Here is a 15617-nt window from a genome sequence, read left to right as displayed (position 1 = left end):
GCTCAGCGGCCGAACAGGGATTTGATCGCACCAACGAGGCTGTTGGAGCCGCGGCCCACACCTTCAGCGGGGCGGGTGCGAACGGTGACATCACCAAACACTGTGGTACGGCAGCTCAAGCGGAAGTTGGCAGGACGATCGGCCAGATAGACCTCTTCAACATCGCTGCGGGGGGACAGGTTGGCTTGCCCTTCAACCACCTCCATCACGCAGGTGCCGCACTGACCAACGCCACTGCAGTTGTTGAGGTTATTGAGGCTCTTATAGGGATTGACGCCCGCATCAAGTGCAGCCTTACGCAGATTTGCGCCCTCGATGCAGCCAACCTGCTGGCCTTCCTGCTCGAATCGGATGGTGGGCACGGTTTCCGCAAATCTCAGTGCGAACCAACTTACAAGCATCCGGCCTGATCAAGGGGCTCTTGCCTGAGATCAATCGGCTGCATTGATGCAGGAATCAAGCAATGGCTGAACCGCATCGAGGTCGCGCCATCCATCAATCGATACGACGCTGCCCTGCAACGTGCGGTAAGTCCTGAAGAATTCCGCGACATCCTCAAGCTGGGAGGCAGCGATCTGACGAATGCTACGGATCTCGTCCTGACGGGGGTCTGCGTCCGGGACACAGAGAATCTTCCCGTCATAAACATCCTTGTCGAGGAGGTCCAAAACGCCGATGGGGCGAGCCTTAATCAGGCAACCAGCGAACGTGGGTTCAGCCATGATCACCATGGCGTCGAGTGGAGATCCATCCTCCGCCAGCGTGTTGGGGATGAAGCCGTAATCAAAGGGGTAACGCACCGAGGAGTGCATCACCCGATCCAGAACCATCACGCCGGCTTCGGCGGAGTACTCGTATTTGTTTCTGCTTCCTGCCGGAATCTCAACGATGAGATTCACCAAGCCTGGCGAAGGTGACGGGGGAAGCTGATGGAGATCCATGCCGATCCGAGGCGGTGGGGATCAGTCGCGGAGAAGGAAAGGTTCGGTCCGTGATCACAGCCACAAGGGGAGCACTGAAACTGACAACAGCAATCAGCAGTCCTTTGATGGCCGTCAACGAGGCGCGACGACTGAACGGCTCATCCGCCTCCGAAGACGCGATGGCGTCGTCGTGAGACGGGTGGGGAACATCTGAGGCCATAAAACGGGGGGCTTGAAAAGCTCCCTCTTCCGATCACAACATTGTTGAACTCATTCTGTCACTGCAAAAAGCAGGACGCACCGTTCATTAAGCAGCGGGCCGGTCCTGCTGGTCGCGTAGTGCGCTCAGATCAGAAGGGGATGCCCCACTCGCCTCGAGATGGGTACGGATCAGCCGAAGCTCCTCAAGGATCGATCCCAGGATTTGCTGCGTCGCCGTTGATGGAGAGTTCAGCACCTCAACAGTTACTTCTTTGATGCGAAGAACATCTTTGGCGAAGCGCGCCACCTCATTGGGGTGGAACATCAGCGGATCTTTCTGATCGCTGCGGTACTCCGGGTTCAGCTTGCGGGGGTTGAACGGAGGGTTGAGGTTGCGTGGGTCTGTGTTGGTGTAGCGATACACCGAAGCGCGGGAGCGGTTCAGGGATTTCTGAACATCGTCGATCCCCACCAGGGCCTCGGCTTGAGCTGACGCATGGGCCGGATCCATGGAAAGTTCGGTCGCTTGTTGAACGCTTGTCGCCACAGATTCAACGGACCGAGGAAACATGAGACGGGCCTAGGACAGGCTGGATTGAGCTGGACGGTAGCAGTCGAGACTCAGGGCGCCCAGGGGAATTCCAGCAAAACAGACACTTCCGCGATCGGCATGCCTCCGAAGCGGTGATAACTTCCAAATCCCATTTTGTTGCGATTGATGCGCGTCTCCCGCCTGCTGCTGGTGACGCTTCGGGATGTTCCCGCCGAAGCGGAGATCACCTCGCATCAGTTGCTTCTCAGGGCCGGGTATATCCGTCGCGTGGGATCAGGGATCTACGCCTACCTCCCCTTGATGTGGAGGGTGCTGCAAAAGATCACCACCGTGGTGCGCGAGGAGATGAACCGCGCCGGCGCCCAGGAAACCCTGCTGCCGCAGCTGCACCCTGCTGAGCTCTGGCAGAAGAGCGGGCGTTGGCAGGGCTACACCGCTGGCGAGGGGATCATGTTCCACCTCGAAGACCGCCAGGGCAGAGAACTGGGACTTGGTCCTACCCATGAAGAGGTGATCACCAGCCTGGCAGGGGAGCTGCTGAGGTCCTACCGGCAGCTCCCGGTCAACCTCTATCAAATCCAGACCAAATTTCGCGACGAGATCCGTCCTCGCTTTGGACTGATGCGAGGCCGCGAATTCATCATGAAGGACGCGTACTCCTTCCATGCCAGCGAAGCGGATCTTCGCGAGACCTATGGCGTGATGGATCAGGCCTACCGCCGCATCTTTGAACGTTGTGGCCTGGATGCCGTCCCTGTCGATGCCGATAGCGGCGCGATCGGCGGCGCCGCCTCCCAGGAGTTCATGGTGACGGCGGATGCCGGGGAAGACCTGATCCTGATCAGCGATGACGGCCAATACGCCGCCAACCAAGAAAAGGCTGTTTCGATCCCATCCGCCGCAACTCCTCTTCCCGACGGCCCGGAGGAATCGATTCCAACCCCTGGCTTGGGCAGCATCGAAAGCCTCTGCGACGCCAAAGGCTGGGATCCGAGCCAGGTGGTGAAGGTGCTGCTGTTGGTGGCGACCCTGGACGATGAGACCCTCCAACCGCTGTTGGTGAGCCTCCGTGGTGACCAGGAGCTCAATCCCACCAAGGTCGTGAACGCGGTCAGCCGAACCCTCAACAAGGGTGTTCTCGATTGCCGCCCGATCACACCAGAGGACAACAACCGTCAGCAGATTGATCCGCTCCCCTTTGGATCGATCGGGCCCGACCTCTCCGATGACGTTCTGAAGGGAGCCAAGACCTGGGAGCCAACATTTCTGCGCCTGGCGGATGAAACCGCGAGCGAACTCAGCAGCTTCATCTGTGGTGCCAACACGCCCGATCTGCACCGTTTCAACACCAGCTGGACCGCCATCGGTCAGAAGCCAACCAGCCTGGATCTGCGTAATGCTCGAGCCGGCGACGTCTGCCAACACAACCCGGAATCACGCCTGACGGAAAAAAGAGGCATCGAAGTCGGCCACATTTTTCAGTTGGGCCGAAAATATTCTGAGGCCATGGAGAGCCGTTTCACCAACGAAAACGGCAAGACCGAACCGTTCTGGATGGGTTGCTACGGCATCGGCGTTTCGCGATTGGCGCAGGCTGCCGTCGAGCAGCATCACGATGACAGCGGCATCTGCTGGCCGACGGCCATCGCCCCCTTCGAGGCGATCGTGGTCGTGGCCAACATCCAGGACGAGACCCAGGCCCAGCTGGGGGAAGCGCTGTACTCGGAACTTCAGAACGCTGGGGTGGATGTGCTGATCGACGACCGCAAAGAACGCGCCGGCGTCAAGTTCAAAGACGCCGATTTGATCGGCATACCTTGGCGGATCGTGGTGGGACGCGACGCCAGCGAAGGCACCGTTGAACTGGTGTGCCGCAGCAGCCGCGGTGTGCAAAAGCTTCCCCACGCTGAGGCTGTGAACTGCCTGATCAAGGCACTCCACCCCTAAAGTCGAATCACACTGAAGGGTTTCATGCTCTCCGCACTGACACGCCTGCTTCGCCCCCTAAGCCGGGCCGCCGTAGCCCTTGGCCTCGGGTTGTGCCTCCTCCTGACGGCCTGCAGTGGGGACGCTGAAGCTCGTCTGAGCGGCGACTACGTGGAGGACACCGTGGCGGTCTCCCGCACTCTGCTGACGGTGATCGACCTGCCTCAGGACGATCCCACCCACGCCGAAGCTGAGGCCGACGCCCGGGCCCTGATCAACGACTACATGTCCCGTTATCGGCCTCAGCCCCGTGTGAACGGACTCAGCTCTTTCACCACGATGCAGACCGCGCTGAATTCGCTGGCTGGTCATTACGCCTCCTACGCCAATCGCCCCCTGCCGGAAGCGCTGCATGACCGCATCGCCAAGGAACTCAACAAGGCTGAGAAATCAGTGGTCCGGGGCAGCTGAGCCCCCCGAAACCAGCTGGGTTTTGACGAGGCCACCCGAGATCTGAGATACTCGCGGATTGTGCAGATCTGCGGCTTCGGGCCGCCGTGTTCTTGGCCAACGTTGTCGTCATCGGAGCGCAGTGGGGTGACGAGGGAAAAGGAAAGATCACCGATCTCCTGAGCCGCTCCGCCGATGTGGTGGTTCGCTATCAGGGTGGTGTGAATGCAGGCCACACGATCGTTGTTGACGATCGTGTGCTCAAGCTGCACCTGATTCCCTCTGGAATCCTCTATCCCGACACGATCTGTCTGATCGGATCCGGCACGGTGGTGGATCCCAAGGTGATGCTCGGTGAGCTGGACATGCTCATCGCCAACGACATTGATATTTCAGGGCTTCGCCTGGCATCCACAGCCCACGTGACGATGCCCTACCACCGCCTGCTCGACCAGGCCATGGAGAAGCAGCGGGGAGCACGACGGATCGGAACCACAGGCCGTGGAATCGGTCCCACCTACGCCGACAAGTCGCAGCGCAGTGGCATCCGTGTGATCGACCTGCTGGACGAACAGCGGCTGAGGGATCGCCTTGAAGGCCCACTGCAGGAGAAGAATGAACTTCTTCGGACCATTTACGGCGTTGAACCCCTGAACGCCGAAGACGTCATCCAGGAATATCTGGGATACGGCAAGCGCCTCGCCCCCCACGTGGTGGAGTGCACCCAGACGATTCATCAGGCAGCGCGAGATCGCAAGAACATCCTGTTCGAAGGTGCCCAGGGCACGCTGCTGGACCTCGACCACGGCACCTACCCCTACGTCACATCCTCCAACCCCGTTTCCGGCGGGGCCTGCATCGGTGCAGGCGTGGGCCCAACCCTGATTGACCGCGTCATCGGCGTTGCCAAGGCCTACACCACCCGCGTGGGTGAAGGCCCCTTCCCCACCGAGCTGAGCGGAAGCCTGAATGACCAGCTCACGGAGCGGGGTGGCGAATTCGGTACCACCACGGGCCGCCAGAGGCGCTGTGGCTGGTTTGACGGCGTGATCGGTCGCTACGCCGTGCAGGTCAACGGCTTGGACTGTCTGGCCGTGACCAAGCTGGATGTACTGGACGAACTGGACGAAATTCAGGTCTGCGTGGCCTATGAACTCAACGGCGAGCGAATCGAGCACTTCCCCAGCAGCGCCGATGACTTCGCCCAGTGCAAACCCATCTTCGAAACACTGCCTGGCTGGCAGTGCTCCACCGAAGAATGCCGCAGCCTTGAGGATCTCCCCAAGCCAGCCATGGATTACCTGCGCTTCCTCGCTGATCTGATGGAAGTGCCGATCGCCATTGTCTCCCTGGGGGCCAGCCGTGATCAGACCATCGTTGTCGAAGATCCGATCCATGGCCCCAAACGAGCCCTGTTGAGCGCCTGAGCCGCTGACGTTCATACTTCGGGGCTGCTTTCCACGCCCCGATGTCATCAGAGACCCGTTTCCCCAGCGACTGCAGTCTCGATGTCGTTGGCATCGGCAACGCCATCGTTGACGTTCTGGTGCAGACGGACGACGGTTTCATCGCTGAACACGGCCTCCAGAAAGGGGGCATGGCGCTGATCGATGAACAACAGGCCGAAGCTCTCTACAAGGCCAGTGGAACGGGCCTCGAGACCTCCGGTGGATCGGTCGCCAACACGATGGTGGGCATCGCGCAGCTCGGCGGACGCGCTGGTTTCATCGGCCGCGTCCGGGATGACCAGCTCGGCAGCATTTTCAGCCATGACATCAGGGCCGTTGGGGCACGCTTTGAGACCCCAGCAGCCACCAGTGGAGCCACAACGGCGCGCTGCCTGATTTACGTCACGCCCGATGCCGAGCGCACCATGTGCACCTTCCTGGGGGCGTCCACCCAACTGGAGCCCGAGGATCTCGACCTCTCCATGGTCAAACAGGCCAAGGTGCTTTACCTGGAGGGCTACCTCTGGGACAGTCCAGCCGCCAAACGGGCCTTCATCGCCGCAGCCGAAGCCTGCCGTGAAGCAGGCGGAAAGGTGGCTCTTTCTCTCTCAGACGGCTTCTGTGTGGATCGGCACAGAGCGAGTTTTCTCGAGCTGGTGAATGGCCACGTCGATGTGCTGTTCGCCAATGACGTTGAAATTCAGTCGCTCTACGAGACCGACGATTTCGACCAGGCCCTCGAGCGGGTGCGCGGCTGCTGCTCAGTGATTGCGATCACCCGTGGTGCCCAGGGGTCCGTCGTGCTGAGTGGAGACCAGCGCTGGGATATGGGCATCTTCGGCCTGGGAGATCTAGTGGACACCACAGGAGCAGGCGACCTCTATGCCGGGGGATTTCTGCATGGCTTCACCCAGGGCGAGTCACTGGAGCGCTGTGGTGAGCTCGGAGCCCTCTGCGCCGGCCAGATTGTGACCCAACTGGGGGCTCGCTCCCAGGTCTCCCTCAAGCAGCTGGCGGAGACGCATCTGAACTGAGCTCAGCGATGGCCCAGGCCCCATAGGCCGGTGATGCCGTCACCGGCCAGCACAACCACTCGGGCGTGTCGTAGCTGTGCAGCTCGAAGACGGCCAAGCGCAGCGCGTCCACATGCTGAGCGGAGGTCTTCATCAGCAGCTGGACCTCATGGGACGTCTGCAGCGACCCCTCCCAGCGATAGAACGACTGAACGGGGTGGATGGACACACAGGCCACGAGATGGCGCTCCAGCAAGGCCTCTGCCAGCTGTTGGGCGCGCTCAGCGTTCGCTTCCGTGGTGAGGGCCAGCACGAGCCCACTCGCTTCAATCACGCTTAAGCCGATCCATCAGGCTGCTGACATCCTCGACGCATTCCATCCCGTCGGGGGGGAAGGGACGCCGCAACAGCAGCAATCTCAGCCCCAGATCTGTGGTGAGTTGATGCCAGAGCTGTTCCGTCACACCACCGGACTGGCGGCAGAGCACCACGCCAATGCCCCAGCGACGGCAAAGAGACCGCTCGATCGCCCCCGGCACCTCCCCTTGCAGAGGGCGCACCACGGCCAGGTGATCCGGGGGCAGACCTGCCCGCAAGGCGGCGCGCACTCCATCGGGGGATGGAAGCGCACGGCCATAGGGGATGGCGCCGGCGCGGCACACAGCAGCAGTTAAGGCCGGAAGATGACGGCCTCCAATGGCCAGCAGCAGGCGTTGGCCCTGGAGCCGTTGGGCCGCCAATGCATCGGCATTAGCCAGGAGAGAGGCCGCTCCCAGCGGTTCAAGGCGACGCTCATAACGCAGCAGCGGTTGGCCGAGATCTGCACAGGCCGTGACCAGGTCATGGCTGATTCGAGCCGCAAAGGGATGCGTGGCATCCACCACCCAACGGAAAGGGCCGGCCTGATGCAGGGCTGCCTTGATCACACCAACGCCCTGCAGAGCACCAATTGAGATGCGCTCCACCGGCAATCCCGCGTAGGCCTTCGCTGCAGTTGCCGTCACCACACTCACGCTCACACGCCAATGGCGGCGGGAGAGCTCCTTCACCAAGCGCGGCCCATCACCGGTTCCAGCCAGCAGCAGGACACGACGCTGGTCATTCGCGGGGCCTTGCATCAGGATGTGCGCCGACACCAGCTCAAGCCATGAACCATTGCGTGCTCGAAGTTGAGGTGATCGACGCACCGACGGTTCGATACACCCAGGACAACCAGACTCCCATTGCGGAGATGGCCGTGCGCTTTGACCCCCTTCGGGAGGGTGATCCGCCAGGTGAATTGAAAGTGGTGGGCTGGGGCAACCTGGCCCAGGAGCTGCAGAACCGTGTGCAGACCGGGCAGCGGCTGCTGATAGAAGGCCGGCTGCGGATGAACACCATGCCCCGGGGCGATGGCATGAAGGAAAAACGGGCTGAATTCACCCTGGCTCGGCTTCATCCGATCGGCGCGGCAGCCACGGGTGCAGCTCCTTCCGGCAACCCCTCAGCCCCGGCCCCCAGCCGCCAGGCCGCCGCTGCTGCACCGACCAAGGTGGCAAAAGAGCCCGAACCGGCCAGCTGGAATGCGGCGCCCCTGGTTCCCGACACCGACGACATCCCCTTCTGAATCAGAGGACAATCGCGGGTCGTCGCCGCTTAACGGCCCTCTTCGTCCTGCAGCTCTGAAGCTCGGGTGATCAGTTGCCCGAGCTCCCGTTCAAGGGCGGCAAGATCCAGCCGCAGCTCGGGCCAGCGGCCCCCATCGATCTGCTGCAGCAACCAGCTGCGATCACGGTCGAGCTGCTGGAGCAGATCATCGATCCCGGTCGACGATGGATCTGGCATCTGGCTCGGGGTAGTGGATCTCCATCCTGATGGCCTAGAGGTCAAAATGACGATCAAGCCAAGGCCTTCATGAAGGATTTCTTCTCCCCCGGCAGCCTCGTAACCATCGCCGGAGGCGTGCTGACCGTGGTCGGTGCCACCGCTTACGCCACCGGAAGCGCCAACCTCAGCCTGCCCACGATTTTCTACGGAATCCCGATCTTGTTGGGGGGGCTGGCCCTGAAATCGTCGGAGCTCCCACCCGCCATCCGGGTGACACCGGTCAAGACGTTTCAAAAGGAACGTGAAGCTGCAGCCCCAGAACTGGGCAAATTGCTCGGCGATGTGACGCGCTGGCGCTACGGCCAGAAGGCCCACCTGGAGTCGTCGCTGGAAGCGCTCAAACTCTGGGATGAAGACACCCCACCGCAGTTGGAAGAGATCGAAGAGCTGCATTCCGACAGCGGCTATGGCCTACGGATGCGTTTCCTGCTGGGAGCCGTTCCCCTCGAACGCTGGCAAGAGCGGCAGGAGCGGCTGGGGCGTTTCTTCGCCAAGGGGATGCGAGCGGAACTCAAGGAACTGGATGAACAACGGCTGGACGTTGTTCTGCTGCCAGCGGGTGAGGCCTAAGCCATGGCCCAATCCACCCAGAACAACGATGACGCCCTCAGGGTGTCGGTGCTCAGCGAAGCCCTCCCCTACATCCAGCGCTTCGCCGGTCGGCGCATCGTGATCAAGTACGGCGGGGCCGCCATGGCCCATGCCGAGCTGCGGGCGGCTGTATTTCGCGACCTGGCTCTGCTGGCCTGCGTCGGCGTCCAACCCGTGGTGGTTCACGGCGGCGGGCCCGAAATCAACCAGTGGCTTCAACGTCTGGAAATCCCCGCCGAATTCCGCGACGGATTGCGTGTCACCGACGCCGACACCATGGACGTGGTGGAGATGGTGCTGGTGGGCCGCGTCAACAAGCAGATCGTGAATGGCCTCAATCAGCTCGGCACCCGTGCGGTTGGTTTGAGCGGAAGTGACGGAAGTCTTGTGGAGGCACGCCCCTGGGGGAATGGCAGCCATGGGCTGGTGGGGGATGTTGCCCGCGTCAATCCCGATGTGCTCGAACCGCTGCTGGAGAAGGGTTATGTACCCGTCATTTCCAGCGTTGCCGCAACCCCCGATGACGGGCGAGCCCACAACATCAATGCCGACACGGTGGCGGGAGAGCTGGCGGCGGCCCTGGAAGCCGAAAAACTGATCCTGCTGACCGACACCCCCGGCATCCTTGAAGATCGCGATGACCCCGACTCGCTGATCCGCAAACTGCGCCTCTCAGAGGCGCGACAGCTGATCGAGGACGGCGTGGTCGCAGGGGGCATGACGCCCAAAACGGAATGTTGCATCCGCGCCCTGGCCCAGGGCGTGTCAGCCGCCCACATCATTGATGGCCGGGTTCCCCATGCCCTCCTGCTCGAAGTCTTCACCGACGCCGGCATCGGCACCATGGTGGTGGGACGCGGCTAGAGGGTGAGCGAGCAGGACGCAGCACTGGACCTCTCTGAAGCGGAGGCAGCCCTGGAGCGAGGGGACTACGGCCAGGGCCTGGAGCTGCTTCTTCCCCTGGCGGAGCAACACCCGCTCAACAGCCCGGAGGGGCCGGGCATTCGGCTCCTGATGATCACCGCCTGGATGGGCCAGGGGCAGGACGAGCAAGCCATCGCCACCTGCAGGCTGCTGAGTCGCTGCCGCGATGCCAAGTTGCGCCAGCAGGCCAAACAACTGCTCGGGGTTCTTGAAGCCCCAAGCCTGGATCGTCCAGAACGCTGGTCGATGCGCATGCCGCAACTGGAGCTGAATGGCTCTGGCAGCGGGCAGACCTCCACCATGCGGCGGCGGCGGTCGCGGCGTCCCGAACCCCCGCCACCACCACCCACGGGGCCGACGCGTTCACCGGCGGCTGGTTTCGCCGTGCTGGTGATGGCGGTTCTGCTGGGGATCACGCTGTTGCTGAGTGGTTGCGTCCGCATCGAGGCTGATCTCGACCTTCGCGGCCCGGATCGACTGGCCCTCACCTGGGACGTGCGGAGCACCCAGCAACGCCCGCTGCCCTGGCAAGAGCAATTCGAGCGAGACCTGCAACAGGAAGTGCCCTGGCTGAAGATCGAACAAACAAGCCCAGGACGTCAACAGATCAGCAGCCGTGTTGCCTCATCGCACGAGCTGGCGCAACAGATGGCGGCCGTGGTTGCCGTGGCTGGTCGCGCGGCTGGAGTCTCACTCCCGCCACCGACGCTCAAGCTCGAAGAACGCAACTGGCTGCTAGGGGTGCAGCAGCACGTGCAGCTGATGGTGGATCTCAGCGATCTGCCCGAGATCCCCGGGCTCGACGTTCATCTGAGCCTGAACCAAGGGCAGGTGGAGCGCACGGCTCTTTCCGGCACCACCACCGAAGTCAGCTGGCAGGGCTGGCGCTGGAATCCGCTTGGCCTGGGGGGAGTGGTGATCCTGATGCTGCTGATCAGCAGCATGGTGCTGCAGGTGGTGCGTCGGAAGCTGGGCTTTGGCTTCCCTGAACTGCCCTCCTGATCAAAGCTGCTGCGGGTCGGGATCCACAGTGAGCGCCACACCCTTGGGCAAGCCATCCCAGAGGGCCTGTCCCGGAGGCAGCGGAAGCGGGGAGCCCGCCGGACCGTGAAGCAACAGCTGCCATCGGCTTCGGCCAGCAACCCGGGCCACAGGCGCCGGGGCCGGACCCAACAACCACCAGCTCTGGAGCTGACAAATCGGCCGGATCCGCTCCGCCAGCACCGCTGCCGCCGTTGCTGTTTTGCTGGGGGAATCTCCAGACAGTCGTAGCAGACAAGCGCGACTGAAGGGCACCAGACCCGCTTCCTTACGGAGCGCCACCTCCTGGGAGAGGAACGCTTCATAGCGACCATCCACCAGGTGTTGAATCACCGGATGCTCTGGGGTGTAGGTCTGCACCAACACCTGCCCCGGTCGCTCACCTCTCCCGGCACGGCCCGCCAACTGCAACAGCAACTGCAGGGCCTGCTCTCCTGCGCGGAGATCGGGGCGGTGCAGAAGCCCATCCGCCGCGAGCACTGCCGCCAGGGTGACCCGCGGCAGATCCATGCCCTTGGCCAGCATCTGCGTGCCGATCAAGACGTCGGCCTCTCCGGCAGCGAAACGGTCCAACAGGCGTCGATGGCCATCCCGCCCCCCGGTGGAATCGCGGTCAAAGCGGAGCAAACGAAGGCCTTCGAGCTCCTGAGAGAGCAGTTCCAACACCTTCTGCGTCCCGGCCCCAAATGGCTTGAAGGCCGTGGAACCACAGTGACTGCAACGGTTCTCCAGGTCTTCACGATGGTCACACCAGTGGCAACGCAGCCACTGACGTCCGGCCTTGCTGCGGTGAACGGTGAGCGCCACATCGCAGTGGGGGCACATCACCACCTCGCCGCAACTGCGGCAGCTCAAAAAGGGGCTATATCCCCGACGAGGCACCAAAACCACAGCCTGTTCGCCCTGCTCCGGCAGCGCCGCAAGACGAGCCATCAAGGCGCGACTGACCAGACGCTTGTGTCCTTCGGCCAGCTCATGGCGCATGTCGATCACATGCACAGGCGGTAGGGACTGCCGGGAAATTCGCTGGGTCAGGCGCACAAGGGTCAAGGCACCTTCGGGCCCCGTTTGAATCCAGCTCTCGAGCGACGGCGTGGCGCTGCCCAGCACAAGCCGTGCCTGTTGCATCACAACCCGGTCCAAAGCCAGGTCCCTGGCGTGATAGCAGGGCATGGGTGCGTCTTGCTTGTAAGAGCTGTCGTGCTCCTCATCCAGAACGACCAGCCCCAGCGGCTTCAACGGCACGAACACCGCGGAGCGGGTTCCCACCACCACCAACGGCTGTTCGGCAGCAAGACAGCGGCGCCAGGTTCGAACCCGTTCGGCGTCACCACAACCGCTGTGGTACTCCACGACGCGCGAGCCGAAGCGTTTGCGGCAACGGTCAACGAGTTGGGGGATCAATCCGATCTCGGGTGTGAGCAGCAGCACGTGCCGGCCCCGCTCCAGCTCCTGGGCAGCCAGTTGGAGGTACACCTCGGTTTTGCCGGAGCCGGTGATTCCCCAGAGCAGCAGTCCTCTCCCCAGGGATAGCTGTTGGTAGGCCTTCACCACGTCCTGCTGCTCAGCCGTCAAGGCCTGGGGAAGCTCCTGGGGGCCAGAACCAGCTGAGGAACCCTTGTCCTCACAACGACGCTGCTCACGCACCAGGTAGCCCTGCTGGATCAGCGGCGGCAGCAATTGCGCCCCAAACCCACTGGCCACCAGGTCCCGTTGCCAAGCACCTTCGCCCTGGCCCTCCAACCAGCCCAGAAGCTCCCGCTGGCGAGGGGTGGGTGGGTTCGCTGCAACAGGGGGGACCTGGGCCTGGATCCACCACATCTGACGCCCGCCGGCCAGGGAACGCTGGCCGGCCTGACCAATCCAGCCCGATGGCAAAGCCGCCTTCAAGGTGCGGAAGACACTGAGATGGCAACGGTCCGCCACCCGCTCCAGCCAGCTGTACCAATCCGAATCGACAGCAGCTCGCTGCAGGAGCGATTCCACCGGTTGCAGCTCCAGAGGATCCTGCTCAGCCCACTCCCGCTCCGCCACCACCAGTCCATGCATGGCTCGACCCCGGAGGCGCACCCGCACCAGATCTCCCGGCATCAATCCCATGCTGGGATCTGCGGCGTAACTGAAGGAGCGTCCTTCCCGCCCAGCCTCCAGCCAGACCTCAACGCATCGCCGCGAATGCGACAGGACCTTGCAAACTTCGGAAGACTTCATTAACGTGGACAGGTTGGAGAGTTTCTGCCAACCCTGCGCTCGATCCAGAGGGAAGACACAGAGTCTGAAGTCAAGGCCTTGTTCCTTGCCACTTTGACCGGTCTGAGACCACCCCGGACAGCACAGACACAATCAGTCCAAGCGTTTCGTCGACTCGCGGACACCACCATCAGCCCATGAACTCCATCTCAGCGTCAGCTGTGTTGTTTTCTTTCGCTTGAACGGAAGTTCCATGTTCCGGCCATTGCCGTTGGTGCGTTGTTGCCGCTGTTGCATCTCCCCTCTATCCGACTTCGACTAACACCATGACCCCTGCTGCCACCAAAGCTGCCAAGCCGGACATCGTTCTTCTGGCCAATGCTGACGGCAAGGTGAAGGAAGTCGCCAAGAGTTCCGACGAAAAAGAGGCCAAGAAAACCCCTGCACGCCGACGAACCAGCAAGGCGAGCGCCAAGGACCTGAGCGCCGCAGCCGACGAACTGCTCGCCGCTGCAGATCAAGCCAAGGCCTCGGGAACCACCAAAAAGGCTGCAGCGAAAACCACCAAAGCCAAAACCACAACGAAAAAGGCCACCACAACCAAGAAGGCAGCCACCACCGAGAAGACCGCGACTAAATCTTCAACAGCCAAGGCATCAAAAACCAAAGCAGCGGCAGCGAAGCCAACCGCAGAGGAGAAAGCCAAAACCGCAGCTGCTGAGAAGGAAGCCAAGGCCAAAGCCCTGGCCAGCATCAAGATCGGCCCCAAAGGCGTTTACACCGAAGACTCCATCCGGGTTTATCTGCAGGAAATCGGTCGGATCCGCCTGCTGCGTCCCGACGAAGAGATCGAACTGGCCCGCAAAATCGCCGATCTTCTCTATCTCGAGGATCTGGCCGCTCAATTTGAAAGCGACAACGGCCGGGAACCTGACAACAAAGAGTGGGCGGCCTTGGTGGAAATGCCGCTCATCCGCTTCCGCCGGCGCTTGATGCTGGGCCGACGGGCCAAGGAAAAGATGGTGCAATCCAACTTGCGCCTGGTGGTCTCGATTGCCAAGAAGTACATGAATCGGGGCCTGAGCTTCCAAGACCTGATTCAGGAAGGAAGCCTTGGCCTGATTCGTGCAGCCGAGAAGTTCGACCACGAAAAGGGCTACAAGTTCTCCACCTACGCCACCTGGTGGATTCGCCAGGCCATCACACGCGCCATCGCCGACCAGAGCCGCACCATCCGCCTGCCGGTGCACCTCTACGAAACGATCTCCAGGATCAAGAAGACCACCAAGGTTCTCTCCCAGGAATTCGGCCGCAAGCCAACGGAAGAGGAAATCGCGGAATCGATGGAAATGACCATCGAAAAACTGCGCTTCATCGCCAAGAGCGCCCAGCTGCCGATCTCCCTGGAGACCCCCATCGGCAAGGAAGAGGATTCCCGCCTGGGTGATTTCATCGAAGCCGACATCGAAAATCCCGAGCAGGACGTTGCCAAGAACCTGCTTCGTGAAGACCTGGAAGGTGTGTTGGCCACCCTCAGCCCCCGCGAGCGCGATGTGCTGCGCCTGCGCTATGGCCTGGACGACGGGCGGATGAAGACCCTCGAGGAAATTGGTCAGATTTTTGATGTGACCCGTGAACGGATCCGTCAGATCGAAGCCAAGGCCCTGCGCAAATTGCGCCACCCCAACCGCAATGGGGTGCTCAAGGAATACATCAAGTAAGCCAGCACTGGGCCCGTGACCAAACGGTCACGGGAGTAATACATAAGTACATTCCCCCTAGCTGAATGGAGCAGAGGGCTCCTATAAGAGTGCTTGAGGGAATTGAGACGCCCTCCTCACACGGAAGAGATCAAACCCCAGTCCATGACTGGGGTTTTCCTTTAGTAAATAGAAAGAGACCGTGCGACAGGTTCAGGGGTTTGCATCGAAGGTCTCCGTGAATTCCTGAAAAGCACGCTTCAGGCGCTCCACCGGAGTTTCCTCCAAAGGACACTCCTGGCGAGTTTCAAGTGCATAGGCCTGGAGCAGGCGAGCATCCGGTTCAAGCACGGAAGCAACCGCCCCCTTGAACAGCACCAGATTGTGCTGCGACGTCAGCCCCTCCAGGTAAGGCTGAAGCAACCAACTGGGCTGAGCATCGTGTGAGGCATCTGCGGCTGAACGCACCAGACGGGGCCGCAGCAGTTGATACGCGTGATCTCCATCGCGATCGGTGGTGTGGCGCAGCCGCGCCATCAGCACATCGCCACTGCACAACAGGATCAGCCGGATGGAACCCTCAGCCACCAGGGGGAGCATGGCCTCCTGCTCTTGCGAGTCGGGGGCAACAGAGCCAATTGCTCCGGCCTGACGAACGCCATTGACGACGGGTCCGGGCATGACTGTGCTGCAACGCCCGCAAATGTTAAGCGTTCTTCATAAAGAGATCTTCCCTTTCAAAGCTTCACAACCTCGTGAAGGCAAACCAAAGAATCCAAGGCCAAAAGCGT

The 15617-nt window shown here is 61.7% G+C and carries 18 protein-coding genes; 9 read left to right on the top strand and 9 right to left on the bottom strand.

The window, feature by feature from the left end; translation table 11 throughout:
• Positions 1 to 2: 2 nt before the first annotated feature.
• The 4 genes from AAXE93_RS00755 to AAXE93_RS00740 all read right to left on the bottom strand — a co-directional run bounded on the left by AAXE93_RS00755 (position 3) and on the right by AAXE93_RS00740 (position 1635).
• Positions 3 to 362, bottom strand: a complete 360-nt coding sequence (locus AAXE93_RS00755; protein ID WP_114987966.1) for a 2Fe-2S iron-sulfur cluster-binding protein — start codon at positions 360 to 362, stop codon at positions 3 to 5.
• A gap of 69 nt (positions 363 to 431) precedes the next feature.
• On the bottom strand, positions 432 to 941 hold the full coding sequence (locus AAXE93_RS00750; protein WP_390127305.1) for an inorganic diphosphatase: 510 nt from the start codon (positions 939 to 941) through the stop codon (positions 432 to 434).
• Positions 883 to 1143, bottom strand: a complete 261-nt coding sequence (locus tag AAXE93_RS00745; RefSeq protein ID WP_186497305.1) for a hypothetical protein — start codon at positions 1141 to 1143, stop codon at positions 883 to 885. The genes AAXE93_RS00750 and AAXE93_RS00745 overlap by 59 nt, the downstream gene beginning before the upstream one ends.
• Positions 1144 to 1230: 87 nt before the next feature.
• Complete coding sequence (locus AAXE93_RS00740; protein ID WP_390127304.1) at positions 1231 to 1635, bottom strand: resolvase; 405 nt, start codon at positions 1633 to 1635, stop codon at positions 1231 to 1233.
• Positions 1636 to 1842: 207 nt separating this feature from the next.
• Between AAXE93_RS00740 and AAXE93_RS00735 the strand changes: the two genes are divergently transcribed.
• The 4 genes from AAXE93_RS00735 to AAXE93_RS00720 all read left to right on the top strand — a co-directional run bounded on the left by AAXE93_RS00735 (position 1843) and on the right by AAXE93_RS00720 (position 6535).
• Positions 1843 to 3624: a proline--tRNA ligase gene (locus tag AAXE93_RS00735; protein WP_390127302.1), complete on the top strand. Its 1782-nt coding sequence runs from the start codon at positions 1843 to 1845 to the stop codon at positions 3622 to 3624.
• 24 nt (positions 3625 to 3648) lie between these two features.
• A complete protein-coding gene (gene psb27 / locus AAXE93_RS00730; RefSeq protein ID WP_011363694.1) occupies positions 3649 to 4074 on the top strand; it encodes a photosystem II protein Psb27 in 426 nt (141 codons plus the stop codon).
• 86 nt (positions 4075 to 4160) lie between these two features.
• Positions 4161 to 5480, top strand: a complete 1320-nt coding sequence (locus AAXE93_RS00725; RefSeq protein WP_390127299.1) for an adenylosuccinate synthase — start codon at positions 4161 to 4163, stop codon at positions 5478 to 5480.
• Between the two features lie 41 nt (positions 5481 to 5521).
• On the top strand, positions 5522 to 6535 hold the full coding sequence (locus tag AAXE93_RS00720) for an adenosine kinase (RefSeq protein WP_390127297.1): 1014 nt from the start codon (positions 5522 to 5524) through the stop codon (positions 6533 to 6535).
• Here AAXE93_RS00720 and cutA read toward each other — a convergent pair.
• Both cutA and AAXE93_RS00710 read right to left on the bottom strand, forming a co-directional pair.
• Positions 6504 to 6848 carry a divalent-cation tolerance protein CutA gene (cutA, locus tag AAXE93_RS00715; protein WP_390127295.1) on the bottom strand — a complete coding sequence of 115 codons (345 nt, stop codon included), beginning with the start codon at positions 6846 to 6848 and terminating at the stop codon, positions 6504 to 6506. The genes AAXE93_RS00720 and cutA overlap by 32 nt on opposite strands.
• Complete coding sequence (locus AAXE93_RS00710; protein WP_390128619.1) at positions 6841 to 7632, bottom strand: precorrin-6A/cobalt-precorrin-6A reductase; 792 nt, start codon at positions 7630 to 7632, stop codon at positions 6841 to 6843. The genes cutA and AAXE93_RS00710 overlap by 8 nt, the downstream gene beginning before the upstream one ends.
• Before the next feature lie 29 nt (positions 7633 to 7661).
• On the opposite strand from AAXE93_RS00710, the gene AAXE93_RS00705 reads away from it, so the two are divergent.
• Positions 7662 to 8120 (top strand): single-stranded DNA-binding protein, encoded by a 459-nt coding sequence (locus AAXE93_RS00705; RefSeq protein ID WP_390127293.1) that lies wholly within the window; start codon positions 7662 to 7664, stop codon positions 8118 to 8120.
• Positions 8121 to 8149: 29 nt separating this feature from the next.
• Here AAXE93_RS00705 and AAXE93_RS00700 read toward each other — a convergent pair whose 3' ends face one another.
• Positions 8150 to 8338: a hypothetical protein gene (locus AAXE93_RS00700; RefSeq protein WP_390127291.1), complete on the bottom strand. Its 189-nt coding sequence runs from the start codon at positions 8336 to 8338 to the stop codon at positions 8150 to 8152.
• A 69-nt stretch (positions 8339 to 8407) separates the two neighbouring features.
• On the opposite strand from AAXE93_RS00700, the gene AAXE93_RS00695 reads away from it, so the two are divergent.
• Genes AAXE93_RS00695 through AAXE93_RS00685 form a run of 3 tightly spaced genes read left to right on the top strand, consistent with a single transcriptional unit; the run spans position 8408 to position 10897 of the window.
• On the top strand, positions 8408 to 8950 hold the full coding sequence (locus AAXE93_RS00695) for a DUF2854 domain-containing protein (RefSeq protein ID WP_115132127.1): 543 nt from the start codon (positions 8408 to 8410) through the stop codon (positions 8948 to 8950).
• Between the two features lie 3 nt (positions 8951 to 8953).
• Positions 8954 to 9835: an acetylglutamate kinase gene (gene argB / locus AAXE93_RS00690; RefSeq protein ID WP_114987976.1), complete on the top strand. Its 882-nt coding sequence runs from the start codon at positions 8954 to 8956 to the stop codon at positions 9833 to 9835.
• A 3-nt stretch (positions 9836 to 9838) separates the two neighbouring features.
• Entirely contained in the window at positions 9839 to 10897 is a 1059-nt protein-coding gene (locus AAXE93_RS00685; protein ID WP_390127288.1) for a DUF3153 domain-containing protein, read from the top strand.
• Here the strand turns inward: AAXE93_RS00685 and priA are convergent, their stop codons facing one another.
• Positions 10898 to 13147, bottom strand: coding sequence for a primosomal protein N' (gene priA, locus AAXE93_RS00680; protein ID WP_390127286.1), 2250 nt, complete (start codon positions 13145 to 13147; stop codon positions 10898 to 10900).
• 305 nt (positions 13148 to 13452) lie between these two features.
• On the opposite strand from priA, the gene rpoD reads away from it, so the two are divergent.
• Positions 13453 to 14847, top strand: coding sequence for an RNA polymerase sigma factor RpoD (gene rpoD / locus AAXE93_RS00675; RefSeq protein WP_390127284.1), 1395 nt, complete (start codon positions 13453 to 13455; stop codon positions 14845 to 14847).
• A gap of 192 nt (positions 14848 to 15039) precedes the next feature.
• Here the strand turns inward: rpoD and AAXE93_RS00670 are convergent, their stop codons facing one another.
• Complete coding sequence (locus AAXE93_RS00670) at positions 15040 to 15507, bottom strand: hypothetical protein (RefSeq protein ID WP_390127282.1); 468 nt, start codon at positions 15505 to 15507, stop codon at positions 15040 to 15042.
• Positions 15508 to 15617: the final 110 nt, after the last annotated feature.

The sequence above is a fragment of the Synechococcus sp. HIMB2401 genome (assembly GCF_042883245.1).
Taxonomy (GTDB): Bacteria; Cyanobacteriota; Cyanobacteriia; order PCC-6307; family Cyanobiaceae; genus Parasynechococcus.
This window is presented reverse-complemented; position numbering and strand designations above follow the sequence as displayed.